We start from the raw sequence: 18194 nt of genomic DNA on the forward strand, positions 1-18194 counted from the left end.
TCTTGCACCACGCGCGCGGCGCCACCAGGGGTCGGGTCAGGCGCGCGAGACGGCGTCCTCGAACGCGACCCACGCGAGCATCGCGCACTTGACGCGCGCCGTGAACTTCGAGACGCCCGACAGGGCGGCGGCGTCGCCGAAGACCTCCTCGTCGAGCGCGATCTCGCCGCGGGAGCGCAGCGCCTCGCGGAAGCCGTCGATGAGAGCGGATGCCTCGGCCCGCGGCATCCGTCCCTCCTCCTCGACCAGCGCGGCGAGCATCGACGCCGACGCCTGTGAGATGGAGCAGCCGGCGCCGTCCCACGTCACCTCGTCGACCGTGGTGCCGTCGTCGGACAGGCGGACCCGCAGCGTGATCTCATCGCCGCAGATGGGGTTGCGCTGGTACGACGAGGCGACCCGCCCGGTCTCGTCGCCCAGGCCCTTGCCGTGCGGTCGCTTGGAGTGGTCGAGGATCAGCTCCTGGTACAGCGACTCGAGCCCGCTCATGAGCCGGCTCCGAAGAACGAGCGCACGCCCGACAGCGCGTCGAGGAACACGTCGACGTCGTCGGCGGTGTTGTACACGGCGGTGGAGGCGCGCACCGAGGCGGTGAGGCCGAAGCGGCGGTGCAGCGGCTGCGCGCAGTGGTGGCCGACCCGCACGGCGACGCCGCGCGCGTCGAGGAACTGGCCCACGTCGTGCGCGTGCACGCCGTCGACGTCGAACGACCACAGTCCGACCCGCTCCGCGTCCGGTGCGTCGCCGAGGAGCCGCACGCCCGGGATCGAGCGGAGTCCCTCGGCCATGCGGGCCTCGAGGGCCTTCTCGTGCGCATGGGCGGCGTCCATGCCGATGGCCTGCAGGTAGCGGACGGCGGCGGCGAGGCCGATCGCCTGCGAGACCGGCTGCGTGCCGGCCTCGAACCGCTGCGGGGGCGGCAGGTAGTCCGCCTCGTCGAGGGTGACGGTCGTGATCATCGACCCGCCGGTGAGGAAGGGCGGCAGCGCCTCGAGCACCTCGGAGCGCCCGTACAGCCCGCCGACGCCGTAGGGCCCGAGCATCTTGTGGCCCGAGAAGACCGCGAGGTCGACGTCGAGCGCGACCAGGTCCAGCGGCAGGTGGGGTGCGGACTGGCATGCGTCGAGGACGGTGAGCGCGCCGACCTCCCGCGCGAGGGCGACGAGCTCGTCGACGGGGTTGACGATGCCGAGCACGTTGGAGACGTGCGTGAAGGCGACGACTCGCGTCCGCCCGCCGATGACGGCGGCCGCGGCATCCGTGTCGAGCGTCCCGTCGTCGCGCACGGGGATGTGGCGGAGCACGGCGCCGGTGCGCGCGGCGAGCTCCTGCCACGGGATCAGGTTGGCGTGGTGCTCGCCCTCGGTCACGACGATCTCATCGCCGGGGCGCAGCGCGAAGCCGGCGCTCTCGGGCGCCCCGCGGCCGAGCGAGGCGTTGCCGATGGCGTAGGCGGCGAGGTTGAGGCCGGCGGTGGCGCCGCTCGTCCAGACGAGCTGCTCCGGCCGCGCGCCGACGAAGCCGGCGACGGTGGCGCGGGCGTCCTCGAAGAGCTCGGTCGCCTCGGCGGCGAGGGTGTGGGCGCCGCGGTGCACGGCCGAGTTGGACCGCGTGAGGAAGCCGACCTCCGCATCGATGACCGCCTGCGGCTTCTGGCTCGTCGCACCCGAGTCGAGATACACCAGGCGCTGACCGTTGGCGCGCTCGCCGAGGATGGGGAAGTCCGCGCGGACGGCTTCGGCATCCAGGAGCGCAGCCGGCGAGGGTGCAGATGCGGGGATGGTCACCCTTCAAGGCTACGCGCTGCCCCGGCCCGCGCGGTCGTCGCCGGGAAGCGCGCGGGAGCGCCGGCCGTAGATCAGCTCGGACGAGTCCAGCAGCCACGGCACGAGCGTGATCGAGACGCCGTGGACCAGCATGAGCTGCTGGGCGATGCGACGGGCGCGGCGGTTGTGCAACAGCGTCTCCCACCAGTGCCCGACGATGTACTGCGGCAGGTAGACGGTGACCACGGACGACCCGTGCTGCTCGCGGTACTTCTTGACGAACTCGGCGATCGGGCTCGCGTAGGTGCGGTACGGCGACTCGATGATCTTCAGCGGGATCGGCATCCGATGCTCCCGCCACTCCTGCTCGAGTGCCGCCGCGTCCTCCTTCGTCACAGAGACGTGCACCGCGAAGGTCTTGTCGTGCTTGGCGGCCAGCGCGTAGTCGACGGCCTTCACGACCGGCTTCTGCAGCTTGTTGACGAGGATGAGCGCGACGTCGCCCGACGAGCCGAAGTGGATCCGGTCGTCCATGGCGATCTCGTGGTCGACATCGCGGTAGTAGCGGTGCACGCCGATCATGAGGAACGACAGCACGGGGATCGCGAGGAAGACCAGCCACGCCCCGTGGGTGAACTTCGTGATCGTCACGATGATGAGCACGGATGCCGTCATCACGGCGCCCGCCGAGTTGATGACGAGCCCCTTGCGATAGCTGAAGAGGTCGTCGCGGACCGTCCGGTCGTCGCGTCGCTCCGGCGGCAGCGCCCGGATCTCGCGCAGTCCCCGGCGCCAGTGCCGGATCATGCCGATCTGGCCGAGGGTGAACGAGGTGAAGACGCCGATGATGTACAGCTGGATCAGGTTCGTCAGGTTCGCCTGGTAGACGATCAGCACGCCGATCGCGATGAGCCCCAGGACGATCATGCCGTTGGAGTAGACCAGGCGGTCGCCGCGCGTGTTGAGGGCCTTGGGCGCGTAGCCGTCGCGCGCGAGCACCGAGCCCAGCAGCGGGAACCCGTTGAAGGCGGTGTTGGCGGCGAGCAGCAGGACGAGCGCGGTCGCCGCCTGGATGACGAAGAACGGGATCGAGTTCATTCCGAACACGGCCGACGACACCTGGGCCATGACGCTCGGCTGCGGGCCCGCCGTGCAGTCGAAGCCGATGAGGTCGCAGGGGTTCTCGGCGTAGTGGACGCCCGACACCAGGGCCAGGGCGGTGAGTCCCGAGAACAGCAGGATCGCGATCCCGCCCATCAGCGCGAGCGTCGTCTGGGCGTTGCGCACCTTCGGCTTGCGGAACGCCTGCACGCCGTTGGAGACGGCCTCCACGCCGGTCAGCGCCGAGCAGCCGCTCGAGAACGCCCGCAGCACGAGGAGGATGACCGCCGCCTGGGTGACGCTCTGCGTCTCGACGGCGTACTGCGCGCTGGCCGCCAGCGGCGCGTCGCCGGTCAGGGTCCGGAAGAGGCCGACGACGACCATGACGCCCACCGAGGCGATGAACACGTACGTCGGGATGGCGAACGCCGTGGAGGCCTCGCGGACGCCCCGGAGGTTCACGACGACGATGAGGATGACGAAGCCGACCGCCAGCTCCACGCGGAACGGGTCGAGCCCCGGCAGCGCCGAGATGATGTTGTCGACGCCCGACGCGACCGAGACGGACACGGTGAGGACGTAGTCGACCAGGAGCGCCGCGGCCACGACGACACCCGGCACCTCGCCCAGGTTCTTCCGCGCGACCTCGTAGTCGCCGCCGCCGGAGGGGTACGCCTTGATGAGCTGCCGGTAGCTGACGACGACGACGATCAGCAGCAGCACGACCGCGGCGGCGATCCAGGGGGCGAACGCGAGGAAGGCGAGGCCGCCGGTGAGGAGGATGAGCAGCAGCTCCTGCGGCGCGTACGCCACCGATGACAGCGCGTCGGAGGCGAAGATCGGCAGCGCCCGCTTCTTGGGGAGCAGGTGCTCCTCGGAGTCGCTGGAGGCCAGGGGACCGCCCAGGATGAGGCGCTTCGCCATCGGCGGCTCGTCGACCGCCGGCTCCCTGAGTTCGTTCGTCACAGCGGGAGAAGCTACTCGCGCGGGTGGGGCGGGCCGCCGATCCTCACGGAATCCATACGCCTGCCCGCGAGGCATCCGACGCGCTCTGCGACACTCGATGCGTGGACGAGCAGATCCGCCTCGGCGTGCTCGCGATCACGCTCGGTGTGGTCGTCGGCGTGCTGCTGTTCGTCCCGTTCGTGGCGCTGAGCTACCGGCGGCGTGGCGGGTTCGGCGTCGGCAGGTTCCTGCTGTGGGCGGCGGCTCTCGTCTACGTCATGGCGATCTGGACGTACACGCTGCTGCCGCTGCCCGACCCCGACGCGATCCGCTGCGGCGGCGTCAACCTCGACCCCACGACGCTCGCCGGCGAGCTGCGCGACGCGATCGCCCGGCGGGGCGGCGGCGCGGCCGCCGACCCGGCCGTGCGCCAGCTGCTGCTCAACGTCGTGCTCTTCGTGCCCCTCGGCGTCATCCTCCGGGTGTTCGGCGGGCGCGGAGTGGGCGCTGCCCTGGTCGCCGGCTTCGCGCTGTCGGCGTTCGTCGAGCTCACGCAGCTCACCGGCGTCTGGGGTCTGTACCCGTGCGCCTACCGCGTGTTCGACGTCGACGACCTGCTGATGAACACGCTCGGCGCAGTGATCGGCTCGCTGCTGGCCCTCGCCGTGCCCCGTCGGTGGCGCGGATCCGCGCGGCTCCCGGACGCCGGCGAGCCCCAGCCGGTGACCCGGGGCCGGCGGCTCCTGGGCATGGTCTGCGACGCCGTCGCCGCCTGGGTGCTGAACCTCTCGACGGTGGTCGCCGTGCAGCTGGCGCTCGCGCTCCTCGGCGCGCAGTCGGCCGTGCGCGACGGCGCCGCCGCCGCCGTGGGCAACGCGGCGACGATCGCGGTGTGGCTGGTGGTGACCCTCGCCACCGGCCGCACCGTCGGCGATCACGCCGTGCAGCTGCGCTTCACGGGCGGTGAGCTGCCGGTGGGCCTCGCCCGCTTCCTTCGGTTCCTCGGCGGCATCGGCGGCTACCTCGTGCTCGCGGCGCTCCCGGGGGCGTGGGGGCTCGTCGAAGTGGTGTTCGTCATCGCGTCGGTGCTGCTCGTGTTCACCCGGCTCGGTCCGCGCGGGCTGCCGGGCGTCGTCTCGGGCCAGCGGCTGGTCGACGCCCGCGAGCTGCCGGGGCCTTTGGCCGCCGAGTGACCGCGTCCTCGCCGAGTGACCACGCTGTCGGCGCCGAGGACGTGGTCACTCGACGAGATCGCGGTTACTCGATCAGCGGGCGGGCGACTCCAGGAACTCGCGGGCGGCGACGACGAGCGCCTCCACGCCGCGGCTCAGCGTCGGCTGCAGCACGGGGGCGAAGAACGGCGAGTGGTTCGTCGGGATGTCGCGCTCGATCGTGCCGGCGGCCTGCGCCGCGGCGAACGCGGCCGGGTCGACGCCGCCCCAGAACCAGAACACCAGCGGCACGCCAGCCTCGCGCGCGAACCACGAGACGTCCTCGCTGCCGGTGAACATGCCCGGGTCGATGACCGTGCCCTCGCCGAACGCGGCGTCGAAGGCCAGCACGAGGCGGGCCGTGGCGTGCACGTCGTTGATCGTGGGGGGCAGCGAGTGGTCGACGACGATCGTGGGCGGCTGCTCCGCACCGGATGCCTGCGCCTCGGCGCGCACGACGCGCTCCACCTTCTCGAGCACGCGGGCGCGAGCCTCGTCGTCGGGGTAGCGCAGACTCAGCTCGAGCTTCGCCTCGGCGGGGATGATGTTGTTCTTCAGGCCCGCGTGGATGGATCCCACCGTCACCACCGCGACGTCGCGGGGGTCGACCTCGCGCGACACGATCGTCTGCAGGCGCATCACCGTGGCCGCCGCCATGACGACGGGGTCGATCGTCGAGTGCGGTCGCGATCCGTGCCCGCCGCGGCCGAGGAGCGTCACGGTGAGCCCGTCGGATGCCGCCATCTGGGTGCCGCTGCGCACGCCGATCGTGCCCGCCGGGAGCGGGGTGACGTGCTGGCCGAGCACGATGTCGGGCTTCGGGAATCGGTCGAGCACGCCGTCGGCGATCATGGCCTGTGAGCCGGCGCCGTACTCCTCGGCCGGCTGGAAGACGGCGACGATCGTCCCCGACCACTCGTCCTTCGTGGCGACCAGGCGCTCCAGGGCGCCGAGGAGCGCGGTGACGTGCATGTCGTGGCCGCACGCGTGCATGACGGGAACGTCGTTGCCGGCGGGGTCGGTTCCGCGCGCGGTGCTGGCGTACTCGAGGCCGGTCTGCTCGGGGACGGGGAGGGCGTCCATGTCGGCGCGCAGCCACACGACGGGTCCGTCGCCGTTGACGATCGACGCGACCACGCCGGTCTTGCCGATCCCCTCTTCGAACTCGATGCCGAGGTCCGCGAGGTGCTGGGTGACGACACCGGCCGTCCGCGTCTCCTGGAACGACAGTTCCGGATGCCGGTGCAGGTCGATGTAGAGGGCCTCGAGGTCGATGGTCATGGCGTCGAGCCTATCCGCGCCGCCCGAGGACCGTCGCCCGCGTCAGCCGGGCAGGCGCGCGGTCGAGCCGCGGACGATGAGCTCGTACGGCAGCTCGCCAGGCCGGTGGGCCGGGGTTCCGGTCTCGGTCCGCTCCAGCGCGGCGAGGATCGCTTCGGCGGCGCGCTCACCCTGGCCGAGGGGGAACTGATCGACCGTGGTGAGGCGGAAGAACTCGCCGAGCTCGTGGCCGTCGATGCCGATGACCGACAGGTCCTCGGGCACGCGGTAGCCGAGGTCGCGCGCGGCCAGCAGCGCCCCGATGGCCATCTCGTCGGATGCCGCGAAGATCGCCGTCGGTCGCCCGCCGGGCTTGCCCAGCAGCTGCTTGGCGGCGCGGAAGCCGCCTTCGATCGTGAAGTCCGCGGGCTCGTACAGGGACGGCTTCACCGGGATGCCGGCATCTGCCAGCGCCTGCTCGAAGCCCTGCCGCCGCTGCGTCGGGATGTGGAAGTCGACGTCGAACTCGGGGCTGGCGCCGATGTGCGCGATCTCGCGGTGCCCGAGCGCCAGCAGGTGCTCGGTCGCCAGGCGCGCGACCGCGACGTCGTCGACGGTGAGCGTGGTCAGGAGCGGGTTCGGTCCGCCGATCGCGATGACCGGCAGGTCGAGCTCGACGAGGCGCTCGGTCTCCTCCTTGCCGAGCTCCAGTGAGATCGCGATCACGCCGTCGACGCGCTGGCGGCGCAGGAAGGTCTCGAAGATGTCGTGCCGCTCGTCGCGGTCCGCCGTGAGGCTGTACAGCGTGATGTCGTAGCCGCGTCGCATGAGGGCCGAGGCGATGCCGCTCAGCACCGTGGAGAAGAACCAGCGGTCCAGGAACGGCACCATGACGCCGATGTTGCGCGTGCGGCCCGAGGCGAGGCTGGACGCCGACGCCGAGACGACGTAGCCGAGACTCTTCGCGGCCGCCTCGACCTTGGCCTTCGCGCCCGCCGAGACGTGGCCGCGCCCGCTGAGGGCGCGCGAGACCGTCGCCGTCGAGACGCCCGCCGCGCGGGCGACCTCGTCGATGCTGACCACGTCGTCCTCCTTGCTGCCGGTCGCGGGGCTCGTGCCGCGCCGGCTTCCGCTCCGCCCGGGCCGTCAGGCGGGGGATGACCCCGCCCGACGCCCGGGTGCGCGGATCTCAGTCGCCTGTCACCCAGACGGTGGTGTCGGCGGGGATCCGGTCTCCCACGACGGGGCCGCTCGACGCGATCACGATACCCGGCGGCATCGCGATCGGCGTGGAGCCGGTGTTCGCGACGACGGTGACCCCGCCGTTGCGGAACGCCAGCACGTCGTCGCCGTAGCCGTCGATCCACTCGAGCGAGCCGGCGCCGAGCGAGCGCGCGCGGCGCTCGGCGAGGAGCGTGCGGTAGAGCTCGAGGGTCGAGCCCTCGACGCCGGACTGCCGGTCGCGGGCGAGATGTGCCCACTCGGCGGGCTGGGGCAGCCACGACGCGCCCGTGGCGTTGAAACCGTAGGCCGGGGCATCCGCGGTCCACGGGATCGGAACGCGACAGCCGTCACGGCCGTACCGCTCGCCGTTCGTGCGGAACCACGTCGGGTCCTGGCGCGCGTGCCCGGGGATGTCGATGACCTCGGGGAGGCCGAGCTCCTCGCCCTGGTACAGGTAGGCCGAGCCGGGCAGCGCGAGCATGAGCGTCGTCGCGGCGCGGGCGCGGGCGAGGCCGACCTCGGGGATCGGCTGGCCGGGGGACTCGGGGCCGATGCCGTGACCCTGCGGGTTCTCGGCGGTCAGCGCGAGGCGCGACGCGTGGCGCACGACGTCGTGGTTCGACAGCACCCACGTGCTCGGAGCGCCGACGCCCGGGAAGGCCCGCAGCGAGACGTCGATGACCCTGCGCAGGTCCGCGGCGTTCCACTCGGTCGAGAGGTAGGGGAAGTTGAAGGCCTGGTGCATCTCGTCGGGGCGCACCCACTGCGCGGTGCGCTCGGCGGTCGGCAGCCACGCCTCGGCGGCGAGGGCCCGGTCGCCCTGGTACTCCTCGAGGATCTTGCGCCAGTCGCGGTAGACCTCGTGCACGGCGTCCTGGCCCCAGTAGGGCACGTTCTCCTCTTCGCCGCCCATCGAACCGGCCTCGGGGTCGGGGATGTAGTCCGGGAGACCCTCGGCCTTGACGAGTCCGTGGGCGACGTCCACACGGAAGCCGTCGACGCCCCGGTCGAGCCAGAAGCGCAGGATGCGGCGGAACTCCTCGCGCACCTCCTCGTTCGACCAGTCGAAGTCGGGCTGCGACGAGTCGAAGAGGTGGAGGTACCACTGGCCCGGCTTGCCGTCGGCCTCGATGACGCGCGTCCAGGCGGGGCCGCCGAAGACCGACTCCCAGTTGTTCGGCGGGAGCTCGCCGTTCTCGCCCTGGCCGTCGCGGAACATGTAGCGCGCGCGCTCGGCGCTGTGCGGCGCCGCGTGGAGCGCCTGCTGGAACCATTCGTGCTGGTCGGAGGAGTGATTGGGGACCAGATCGACGATGACACGGATGCCGCGGGCGTGCGCGCCGGCGAGCATGGCGTCGAAGTCCGCCAGCGTGCCGAACAGGGGGTCGACGTCGCAGTAGTCGCTGACGTCGTAGCCGGCGTCCTTCTGCGGAGAGCGCTGGAACGGGCTCAGCCAGATGGCGTCGACGCCGAGGTCCTGCAGATCGTCGAGGTGCGACGTGACACCCGGGAGGTCGCCGATGCCGTCGCCGGACGCGTCGGCGAAGGAGCGGGGGTAGATCTGGTAGATGACGGCGGTGCGCCACCACTCGCCGCCCACGGCGGCGAGGAACGCATCCGTTCGCTCTTCGGTATCTGCGGAAGTCATCGGGCCAGTGTACTGCAAGCGCTTACACAGCCGCCTCCCTCGGCACCCGGGCACGCGGCGTAGGGTGAACGGGTGCCGTCTGAAGCCCTCGTCCGCGCCGAGTCCCTGATCCGGAGCGTCCCCGACTACCCCGAGCCGGGGGTGCTGTTCCGCGACATCACGCCGCTGCTGGCGGATGCCTCGGCCCTGCGCACCGTCATCCACGCGATGATCGCGCCCTTCGAGGGGTCGTTCGACGTGGTCGCGGGCGTCGAGGCGCGAGGGTTCCTGCTGGCGGGTGCCGTCGCGATGGAGGCCGGCGTGGGTCTGGTGCCGATCCGCAAAGCGGGCAGGCTGCCGCTGCCGGCGGCATCCGTCTCCTATGACCTCGAGTACGGCAGCGCCACGATCGAGGCGCACGGCGACATCGCCGACCGTGCGCGCGTCCTGCTGGTGGACGACGTGCTGGCCACCGGAGGGACGCTGGTCGCCGCGCACGAGCTCGTGGCCTCGCTCGGCGGCGTCGTCGTCGGCACCGCGGTGCTGATGGAGGTCACCGCGCTCGGCGGGCGCGCCGTGGTCGGCGACGTCCACACGGTGTTCACCGCCTGACCTTCGGACGGGTCTTCGCCCGCGCCGTCAGCGGTCCGGGCCCGCGTCGCCGGCGGGCGGGCCGTGGTCGCCCCCCGGGCGCGGCCCGAAGTGCGGGATCGGCTCAGGCCGGTCGCCCCGTACCGATCGCTGGGCGTCGGCAGGGGCCGGGAGGGAGGGGTCGCCCTCGAAGGCCAGCAGCCGTCCGCTGCGACCCGCGTGCACGGGGAAGCGCCGACCCGTCACGGCGTTCGCGGTGACCTTGACGACGAAGAACTTGGCGGTCGGGCTCCACGACACGAGCGTGCGCACCCCGCTGTCGCGGATCTGGTCGTCGCGGGTCACCCGCTCCGCGCGCCCCCGGATGACGACGCTCCAGTAGTGCTCGTCGGCCTCGCCGTCGACCTCGAAGGCGACGAGCGGGTGATGGGCGATGTGCAGCAGCTTGGAGTCCCGCGCCGTGCGGAAGTAGATCGCCCCCTCGTGGGCCAGATGGTTCACGGGGAAGATGTCCGGCGAGCCGTCGGCGTTCACGACGGCGAGCCGGCCGAGCTTGGCCCCCTGCACGTACGCCCAGCAGGTGGCGGCGTCCAGACGCTCCACCGTGGCCGCGCGCTTCGATCCCGAGTCGTTCTTCATCCGCCATCACCGTCCCTTCCCTCGGTCATACCCCAATGCCCCGACCGAGAGAAGGGACGTTCGACCCTCGCGTTGCTACTCATCGCGCGCGGCCGGTCCAACCTCGAGATCGGCGGCGAGCTCCACCTCAGCGAGGCGACCGTCAAGGCCCACGTCACGCGGCTCCTGGCCAAGCTCGGGGTGCGCGACCGCGTCCAGGCCGTCGTCGCCGCCTACGAGACGGGTCTGGTGCGCCCGGGCGCGTGAACGAAGTCAGGCCGTCAGTCCCCCAGTACGACGTTGAGCGGGGGCTCGCCAGCGACGAGGCGCTCGATCTGCGTGCGCACCAGCTTCGCGACGCGGGGGCGCATGGCGCTGGATGCCCCGCCAACGTGGGGGCTGATGAGCACCCCGGGAAGGCCCCACAGCGGGTGATCCGCGGGGAGCGGCTCGGGATCGGTGACGTCCAGCGCGGCGCGGATCCTGCCGCGGCGCACATGGTCGACGAGGGCGTCGGTGTCGACGAGCGTGCCCCGGCCGACGTTGACGATGAGCGCGCCGTCGGGCAGCGCCGACAGGAACGCGTCGTCCACGAGGCCCTGCGTCGCCTCGCCGCCGGGCAGCGTGAGGACCACGATCTCGGCGCGGGGGAGCAGCGTCGGCAGCTCGTCGATGCCGTGCACCGCGACGCCGTCCTCCTCTCGCGCCCGTGACGCGACGGGGGTCAGCTCGACCTCGAACGGCTCCAGACGTGCCGCGACGGCCTTGCCGACGCCGCCGTAGCCGAGCAGCAGCACGCGGCGGTCGGCGAGGCTGTCGGCGAACACCGGCTGCCAGCGCCCGGCGGCCGTGTCGACGGCGAACGCGTCGATGTGCCGCTGGGCGGCGAGGGCGAGGCCGACCGCCAGCTCCGCTGTCGAGGTCTCGTGCACCGAGGCGGCGTTGGCGAACGGCAGCCCGTCCGGAAGGATGTCCGCCACGCCGTCGTAGCCGATCGACTGGCCCTGCACCAGCCCGACGTCGACGCCCTCCAGCTGCTCCAGCACCCGCGCCATCGACATGTACGGGGGGACGACGATGTCGAAGCGGTCTCGCGGGGCGGCGGCGTCCATCGGCCACACGACCAGCTCGACCCCCTCGGGTAGGTCGCCGAGGTCTGCGGCGAGCTGCTCGGTGGGGACGCTGACGATGAGGTTCCGGATGCCACTGGTCACCCTGTCCACGCTACCGGCGAGGTGCGCGCCCGGCGCGGCACGCCGGCGATACGCTCGCGTCGAACAGGGGGAGGAGGCCGACATGGTTCCCGAGATCAACTACTGGGCGGTGCTGATCGCGACGGCGTCGAGCATGGTCGTCGGAACGATCTGGTACACGCCGAAGGTGTTCGGCACACGGTGGTCGAAGCTCGCAGACGTCGACATGGACCGGCCGGGCGCCAGCGCGGTGGTGCCGATCGTCGTAACGGTGATCGTGAGCTTCGTGACCGCGTGGGTGCTGGCGGGCGCGTCGTCGATCGCCTGGCACTTCTACGGCGGCAGCTATCTGTGGGCGGCGCTGGCGACGGGGGTGATCCTGTGGGCGGGATTCACCGCCGCCCGCTTCATCACGCACGACGCCTTCGAGGGGCGGCCGACCAGTCTCACGGTGCTGAACATCGCGCACGAGCTCGTGACGATCGTCGTCATGGCGCTCATCATCGGCGTCTGGCCGCCGGCCGGAACAGTCTGAGAACGGATGCCGCCGCTCAGGCGGCGGCGCCCACCACCGCGGCGATCGCCGAGGTGAAGAACGCCAGGCCGTCCACGCCGGAGCGCATGGCCGCCGAGGTGTCGGGGCCGAACCCCGGCTCGACGGCGTGCTCGGGGTGGGGCATGAGCCCCACGACGTTGCCGTGCTCGTTGGTGAGCCCGGCGATGTCGCGCAGCGACCCGTTCGGGTTCACGCCGAGGTAGCGGAACGCCACCAGGCCCTCGCCCTCGAGGCGGTCGAGCTCGGAGTCGGACGCGATGTAGCCGCCGTCGGCGTTCTTCAGCGGGATGACGATCTCCTGGCCGGTCGCGAAGTCGCTCGTCCAGGCGGTGTCGTTGTTCTCGACGCGCAGGCGCTGGTCCCGGCGGATGAACTGCTGGTGCGCGTTGCGGATCAGGCCGCCCGGCAGCAGGTGCGCCTCGACGAGCATCTGGAAGCCGTTGCAGATGCCGAGGATGGGCATGCCCTTGGCCGCGGCATCCTTCACCTCCGACATGATCGGGGCGAGGGCCGCGATGGCCCCGGCGCGCAGGTAGTCGCCGTAGCTGAAGCCGCCGGGGAGCACGAGCGCGTCGACGCCGTCGAGGTCGTGCGAGCCGTGCCACAGCGCGACCGGCTCGGCGCCGGCGACGCGGATGGCGCGCTGCGCGTCGCGGTCGTCGAGCGAGCCGGGGAAGGTGATGACCCCGACGCGGGCGGTCATTCGACCACCTCGACGCCGACGACGTCCTCGATCACCGAGTTCGAGAGGATCTCGTCCGCGACCCGCTTCGCCTCGGCGAGCACCTCGTCGGTGACCTCGCCGTCGACCGTGAGCTCGAAGCGCTTGCCGATGCGCACGGCGCTGAAATCGCTGATCCCGAGTCGCGAGAAGGCGCCCGAGACGGCCTTGCCCTGCGGGTCCAGCAGTTCGGCCTTGGGCATGACGTCGACGACGATCGTGGGCATCGGGATCCTCCTGGCGGCCGGGGGCCGCAGCTATCGGTCGTGGGCGACGAGCGCAGCGAGGAGTCGGAACGCCGGATGTCGCGGGCAGGGGTCGCCTCCAGTCTACGGGCCGCCGCATCGCTCATTTCCCTGCATCTGGAATCCACCGTGACCGAACCGTGATCCGTCCGTGGGAGCGCTCCCTTGACTTCGTGAGAGCGATCCCATAGCGTTTCCTCTCGATCGGTGGGAACGCTCCCATGACATCACCTCGGCCACGGGACCCGCCCTGGCCGGTCCTGCAACACACCACCTGACAACACAAAGGAGTGACAGTGAACGCACGCGCCTTCCGCAGAAGCGCTGTGGCAATCGCCGCATTCTCGGCCTCGGCCATCGTCCTCGCCGGCTGCGCCGGCGGCAGCAACGACGAGGCCGGCGGCGAGGACGGCGAGGTCACGCTGACCGTGGCCACCTTCAACGACTTCGGCTACACCGATGAACTCCTCCAGGAGTACATGGACGAGAACCCGAACGTGAAGATCGTCCACAACCGCGCCGCCGAGTCCGGCGACGCCCGCGCGAACTACTTCGCCAAGCTCGGCAAGGGCGGCCTGGCCGACATCGAGGCAGTCGAGATCGACTGGTTCGCCGAGGCGATGCAGTACTCCGACCTCCTCGCCGAGGCCCCCGACAGCGTCAAGGGCCGCTGGCTCGACTGGAAGGAGGCCGCCGCGACCGACGCCGACGGCCGTCTGGTCGGCTTCGGCACCGACATCGGCCCGCAGGGCATCTGCTACCGCTCCGACCTGTTCGCCGCGGCGGGACTCCCCAGCGACCGCGAGGGCGTGGCCGGTCTCTTCGACGGCGACTGGGAGCACTTCCTCGACGTCGCCGACCAGTACAAGGCGGCCACCGGCAAGCCGATGATCGACTCGGCCAACTCGGTGCTCCAGGGCATCGTGAACCAGATCGAGTACACCTACACCGAAGAGGACGGCACGGTCATCGCGACCGAGAACCCCGAGGTGCAGGACGCGTACAACCTCGTCGTCGAGCGCGCCGTTCCCAACTCCGCGTACTCGGGCCAGTGGTCCGACGACTGGTTCGCCTCGATGGCCAACGGCGAGTTCGCCGCCATGCTGTGCCCGGGCTGGATGCTCGGCGTGATCGAGGGCAACGCGCCCGACGTCACCGGCTGGGACATCGCGGACGTCTTCCCCAACGGCGGCGGCAACTGGGGCGGGTCGTACCTGACCGTCCCCGCCGATGGTGAGAACGTCGAGGCGGCGCTCGCGCTGGCCGACTGGCTCACCGCTCCCGAGCAGCAGATGAAGGCATTCGCCAACGCGGGCACCTTCCCGAGCCAGCTCGACGCGCTCGAGAGCTCCGAGCTCGCCGACGCCACGAACGCCTTCTTCAACGAGGCGCCCACCGGCGAGATCCTCTCGGCCCGTGCCGAGGCGGTCACGGTCGCCCCGTTCAAGGACGCGGACTACTTCAAGTACCACGACGCGCTCCAGAACGCGGTCAACCGCGTCTTCGACGGCCTCGAGGACCAGGAGACCTCCTGGAACACGTGGGTCGCTGAGGTCGAGGCCTTCTGAGAAGGCCGGTGCGTGCGGGCGTCCCCCCGGGCCCGCACGCACCGACCTCGCCCCCACACCGTCCGCAGAGCCCTGGAGCAACCCGTGACTGCAACCGACACGCGCCCGCACGCGCCGGAGGCGACGCCCCCGCAGCCTCCGAAGGAGAAGCGCGTGCGCCGGCTGACCTTCGGCCAGCGGCTGAGCCGCTGGGACCTGAAGGTCTCGCCCTACCTGTACATCTCGCCGTTCTTCATCCTGTTCGCGATCGTCGGCGCCTTCCCGATCGTCTACACCGCGGTCATCTCGTTCCAGGAGTGGGACCTCGTCCGCAACTCCGGTGAGTTCGTCGGATTCGACCAGTACGTCTGGATCCTCTCCAACCCGCAGTTCTGGACCGCGCTGCGCAACACGTTCAGCATCTTCCTGCTGTCCACGATCCCGCAGCTCGTCCTCGCGGTCTTCATCGCGGCGATGCTCGACCGCAACATCCGCGCCAAGACGTTCTGGCGCATGAGCGTGCTGCTGCCCTACGTCATGGCCCCCGTCGCCGTCGCGCTCATCTTCAGCAACATGTTCGGCGACAACCACGGCCTGGTGAACAACATCCTCACCGACCTCGGCCTCCAGCCGATCATGTGGCACAAGGACCCGTTCTGGAGCCACGTCGCCATCGCGACGATGGTGAACTTCCGTTGGACCGGCTACAACGCGCTGATCCTCCTCGCAGCGATGCAGGCGATCCCGCGCGACTACTACGAGGCCGCCACCGTCGACGGCGCCGGCGCGTTCCGCCAGTTCTGGAGCATCACCGTCCCGTCGCTGCGGGCGACCCTCATCTTCGTGATCATCACCTCGACGATCGGCGGCCTGCAGATCTTCGACGAGCCGCGCATGTACGACAACACCGGCGAGGGCGGCCCGGCGCAGCAGTGGCTGACGATCACGCTGTTCCTCTACAACATCGGCTGGCGCGAGTGGAACTTCGGCCGCGCCGCGGCCCTGGCGTGGATCCTGTTCCTCATCATCCTCGTCATCGGCCTCATCAACCTCCTGGTCACCCGTCGGCTGGTGGCCGACGAGGGCGGCCGCGGGGTCACGCGCAAGAACAAGAAGGGACTGGGCCGGTGAGCACCACTCCTCCCATCGCGCTGGCTGAGCAGCGCATCGCGAGCCCCGACGAGCCCCGCGGCGGCCGCCGCCAGCGCACCACGAAGATCCGCGGCTACCGGCCGGGCTTCTGGGTCTACGCCGGACTGGGCGTCGTCGTGCTCGCCGCCGTGTTCCCCTACTACTGGTCGTTCCTCATCGGATCGGGCGACGCCTCCACCATCAACGACCCGAACATGTCGTGGATCCCCGGCGGCAACTTCCTGGCCAACGCGGCATCCGTCGTCGGCGACCCGGCGGTGAACTTCTGGCCCGCGCTGTGGAACTCGATCTACAGCTCGACGCTGATCGCGGCATCCGTCGTCCTCACCTCGACGCTGGCGGGCTGGGCGTTCGCGAAGCTCCGCTTCCCCGGGAGCAAGGGCCTGCTCATCTTCGTGGTCGCGACGATGGCGGTGCCGATGCAGCTCGGCGTCGTGCCCCTGTACATCCTGTTCGCGGACCTCGGATGGACCGGCCAGATCGGTGCGATCATCATCCCCGCGGTCACGAGCGCCTTCGGCGTCTTCTGGATGACGCAGTACCTGCAGCAGGCGGTCCCCGACGAGCTCATCGAGGCGGCGCGCGTGGACGGCGCGTCGATGATCCGCACGTTCTGGACCGTCGGCGTCACCGCGGCGCGGCCGGCGGCAGCGATGCTGTTCCTGTTCACCTTCGTCGGCGCCTGGAATAACTTCTTCTGGCCGTTCATCGTGCTCGACCGGCAGAACCCCACCCTTCCGGTCGCCCTCTCGCTCCTGCAGTCGAACTACTTCGTCGACTACTCGATCGTGCTCGCCGGTGTGCTGCTGTCGACCATCCCGCTCCTGCTGCTGTTCGCCGTCGCCGGCAAGCAGCTGGTCAGCGGCATCATGGCCGGCGCCGTCAAGGGCTAGGGTTTCCGCCCGCCCACCCGCCCCGACATCCTGATATCAACGCCCCCAGAGAGGACCTTCCCCTCATGACGACCCCGAACCCGCGCGCCTTCCCCCAGAACTTCCTGTTCGGCGCCGCGACCGCAGCCTTCCAGATCGAGGGCGCCGCCCACGAGGACGGCCGCCGCGACTCGATCTGGGACGCGTTCTGCCGGGTGCCGGGCGCGGTCATCAACGCCGACAACGGCGACGTGGCGTGCGACCACTATCACCGGTACCCCGATGACGTCGCACTGATGAAGCACCTCGGCCTGCAGACGTACCGCTTCTCGACGTCGTGGTCGCGCGTGCGGCCGGACGGCGGCGAAGTCAACGAGAAGGGCGTCGACTTCTACAAGCGCCTGGTGGACGAGCTGCTCGGGGCGGACATCCTCCCGTGGCTGACGCTGTACCACTGGGACCTGCCGCAGGCTCTGCAGGAGAAGGGCGGCTGGGCGAACCGCGACACCGCGGACCGGTTCACCGAGTATGCGCTGGACATGCACGACGCGCTCGGTGACCGGGTCGACGTGTGGACGACGCTCAACGAGCCGTGGTGCTCGTCGTTCCTCAGCTACACGGCGGGCCTGCACGCGCCCGGCCACTACAGCGTCGAGGAGGGTGTGCTCGCCGCGCACCACCTGCTGCTCGGCCACGGACAGGCCGTGCGCGAGCTCCGTGCGCGCGACGAGTCGCTGCAGCTCGGCATCACGCTGAACCTCACGGTGGCAGACCCCGTGGACGCCGGCGACCCCGCCGACCTCGACGCCGCGCGCCGCATCGACGGCCAGTTCAACCGCTGGTTCCTCGACCCGATCTTCCGGGCCCAGTACCCGGCCGACATCGTCGAGGACATCCGGACGGTGGATGCCGCGGCCGTCGCCGCCTGGGAGGCCGCCGTGCGTCCGGGAGACCTGGAGGCGATCGCGACGCCCCTCGACACGCTCGGCGTCAACTACTACCACGGCGAGTACGTGGGAGGTCGCGCGCCCGTGGACCCGCCGATCGGCGGAGACGCGCCGACCGACCGTCCCGGTCGCTCGCCGTTCCCGTCGCACGAGGGCATCTTCTGGCACGAGCGCGGGCTTCCCCGCACGCCGATGCAGTGGGAGGTCCAGCCCGACGGCCTGACCACCCTGCTTCGCCGCGTGTGGGACGAGTACGCCGAGCCGGCCGGCACGGTGCTCTACGTCACCGAGAACGGTGCGGCCTACGACGACGAGCTCGTCATCGAGGACGGCGAGAAGCGCGTCCACGACGCCGACCGGGTGGAGTTCCTCCGCGCGCACCTGGGTGCGACCCTCGATGCGGCCGAGGCCGGCGTCGATGTGCGGGGATACTTCTACTGGTCGCTCCTGGACAACTTCGAGTGGGCGTGGGGGTACGAGAAGCGCTTCGGCATCGTGCGCGTGGACTACGACACGCAGGAGCGCACGCCGAAGGACAGCGCGCGGGAGTACCGCCGCATCATCGCCGCCCGCGCGCTCGCGCCGGAGTACGCCGAGGCCGCGCCCGTCGCGTCGTAA

General features: G+C 71.0%; 17 protein-coding genes and 1 pseudogene. 8 read left to right on the forward strand and 10 right to left on the reverse strand.

The window, feature by feature from the left end; genetic code table 11:
• Positions 1 to 36: 36 nt before the first annotated feature.
• From sufU to ACFRAL_RS02695, 3 genes are read right to left on the reverse strand one after another with little or no spacing between them, the layout of a single operon-like run.
• Positions 37 to 489: a Fe-S cluster assembly sulfur transfer protein SufU gene (sufU, locus tag ACFRAL_RS02685; protein WP_336393938.1), complete on the reverse strand. Its 453-nt coding sequence runs from the start codon at positions 487 to 489 to the stop codon at positions 37 to 39.
• Positions 486 to 1787 (reverse strand): SufS family cysteine desulfurase, encoded by a 1302-nt coding sequence (locus tag ACFRAL_RS02690; RefSeq protein ID WP_378879424.1) that lies wholly within the window; start codon positions 1785 to 1787, stop codon positions 486 to 488. The genes sufU and ACFRAL_RS02690 overlap by 4 nt, the downstream gene beginning before the upstream one ends.
• Before the next feature lie 9 nt (positions 1788 to 1796).
• Positions 1797 to 3791 carry an APC family permease gene (locus tag ACFRAL_RS02695; protein ID WP_378880220.1) on the reverse strand — a complete coding sequence of 665 codons (1995 nt, stop codon included), beginning with the start codon at positions 3789 to 3791 and terminating at the stop codon, positions 1797 to 1799.
• Between the two features lie 143 nt (positions 3792 to 3934).
• On the opposite strand from ACFRAL_RS02695, the gene ACFRAL_RS02700 reads away from it, so the two are divergent.
• Positions 3935 to 5005 (forward strand): VanZ family protein, encoded by a 1071-nt coding sequence (locus tag ACFRAL_RS02700; protein WP_378879426.1) that lies wholly within the window; start codon positions 3935 to 3937, stop codon positions 5003 to 5005.
• 72 nt (positions 5006 to 5077) lie between these two features.
• On the opposite strand, the gene ACFRAL_RS02705 is transcribed toward ACFRAL_RS02700, so the two are convergent.
• From ACFRAL_RS02705 to ACFRAL_RS02715, 3 genes are all read right to left on the reverse strand, one after another.
• On the reverse strand, positions 5078 to 6304 hold the full coding sequence (locus ACFRAL_RS02705; RefSeq protein ID WP_336393935.1) for an amidohydrolase: 1227 nt from the start codon (positions 6302 to 6304) through the stop codon (positions 5078 to 5080).
• 42 nt (positions 6305 to 6346) lie between these two features.
• Positions 6347 to 7366, reverse strand: coding sequence for a LacI family DNA-binding transcriptional regulator (locus tag ACFRAL_RS02710; RefSeq protein WP_378879429.1), 1020 nt, complete (start codon positions 7364 to 7366; stop codon positions 6347 to 6349).
• Positions 7367 to 7472: 106 nt separating this feature from the next.
• A complete protein-coding gene (locus ACFRAL_RS02715; RefSeq protein WP_378879432.1) occupies positions 7473 to 9155 on the reverse strand; it encodes a glycoside hydrolase family 13 protein in 1683 nt (560 codons plus the stop codon).
• A gap of 72 nt (positions 9156 to 9227) precedes the next feature.
• Between ACFRAL_RS02715 and ACFRAL_RS02720 the strand changes: the two genes are divergently transcribed.
• Positions 9228 to 9746, forward strand: coding sequence for an adenine phosphoribosyltransferase (locus ACFRAL_RS02720; protein WP_378879435.1), 519 nt, complete (start codon positions 9228 to 9230; stop codon positions 9744 to 9746).
• Positions 9747 to 9773: 27 nt separating this feature from the next.
• Here the strand turns inward: ACFRAL_RS02720 and ACFRAL_RS02725 are convergent, their stop codons facing one another.
• A complete protein-coding gene (locus ACFRAL_RS02725; RefSeq protein WP_378879438.1) occupies positions 9774 to 10364 on the reverse strand; it encodes a pyridoxamine 5'-phosphate oxidase family protein in 591 nt (196 codons plus the stop codon).
• 72 nt (positions 10365 to 10436) lie between these two features.
• On the opposite strand from ACFRAL_RS02725, the pseudogene ACFRAL_RS02730 reads away from it, so the two are divergent.
• Positions 10437 to 10610: pseudogene (locus ACFRAL_RS02730) on the forward strand (response regulator transcription factor); the annotation flags it as partial.
• Between the two features lie 14 nt (positions 10611 to 10624).
• Here ACFRAL_RS02730 and ACFRAL_RS02735 read toward each other — a convergent pair.
• The gene (locus ACFRAL_RS02735) at positions 10625 to 11557 is read right to left on the reverse strand and encodes a 2-hydroxyacid dehydrogenase (RefSeq protein WP_378879441.1); all 933 of its coding nucleotides are present in this window, start codon (positions 11555 to 11557) and stop codon (positions 10625 to 10627) included.
• Positions 11558 to 11639: 82 nt separating this feature from the next.
• Between ACFRAL_RS02735 and ACFRAL_RS02740 the strand changes: the two genes are divergently transcribed.
• A complete protein-coding gene (locus ACFRAL_RS02740) occupies positions 11640 to 12071 on the forward strand; it encodes a DUF1761 domain-containing protein (RefSeq protein WP_378879443.1) in 432 nt (143 codons plus the stop codon).
• Between the two features lie 16 nt (positions 12072 to 12087).
• Here ACFRAL_RS02740 and purQ read toward each other — a convergent pair whose 3' ends face one another.
• Both purQ and purS read right to left on the reverse strand, forming a co-directional pair.
• A complete protein-coding gene (gene purQ, locus ACFRAL_RS02745) occupies positions 12088 to 12795 on the reverse strand; it encodes a phosphoribosylformylglycinamidine synthase subunit PurQ (protein ID WP_336393925.1) in 708 nt (235 codons plus the stop codon).
• Complete coding sequence (gene purS / locus ACFRAL_RS02750; protein ID WP_336393924.1) at positions 12792 to 13040, reverse strand: phosphoribosylformylglycinamidine synthase subunit PurS; 249 nt, start codon at positions 13038 to 13040, stop codon at positions 12792 to 12794. Before purS ends, purQ begins: the two co-directional genes overlap by 4 nt.
• A gap of 314 nt (positions 13041 to 13354) precedes the next feature.
• On the opposite strand from purS, the gene ACFRAL_RS02755 reads away from it, so the two are divergent.
• The 4 genes from ACFRAL_RS02755 (at position 13355) to ACFRAL_RS02770 (ending at position 18194) form a co-directional block, all read left to right on the forward strand.
• A complete protein-coding gene (locus ACFRAL_RS02755; protein ID WP_336393923.1) occupies positions 13355 to 14626 on the forward strand; it encodes an ABC transporter substrate-binding protein in 1272 nt (423 codons plus the stop codon).
• A gap of 84 nt (positions 14627 to 14710) precedes the next feature.
• The gene (locus ACFRAL_RS02760; RefSeq protein WP_378879448.1) at positions 14711 to 15736 is read left to right on the forward strand and encodes a carbohydrate ABC transporter permease; all 1026 of its coding nucleotides are present in this window, start codon (positions 14711 to 14713) and stop codon (positions 15734 to 15736) included.
• Positions 15733 to 16650, forward strand: coding sequence for a carbohydrate ABC transporter permease (locus ACFRAL_RS02765; RefSeq protein WP_378879451.1), 918 nt, complete (start codon positions 15733 to 15735; stop codon positions 16648 to 16650). Before ACFRAL_RS02760 ends, ACFRAL_RS02765 begins: the two co-directional genes overlap by 4 nt.
• Positions 16651 to 16715: 65 nt before the next feature.
• Positions 16716 to 18194 carry a glycoside hydrolase family 1 protein gene (locus tag ACFRAL_RS02770; RefSeq protein WP_378879454.1) on the forward strand — a complete coding sequence of 493 codons (1479 nt, stop codon included), beginning with the start codon at positions 16716 to 16718 and terminating at the stop codon, positions 18192 to 18194.

This window comes from Microbacterium sp. NPDC056736 (assembly GCF_042790415.1).
GTDB lineage: Bacteria > Actinomycetota > Actinomycetes > Actinomycetales > Microbacteriaceae > Microbacterium.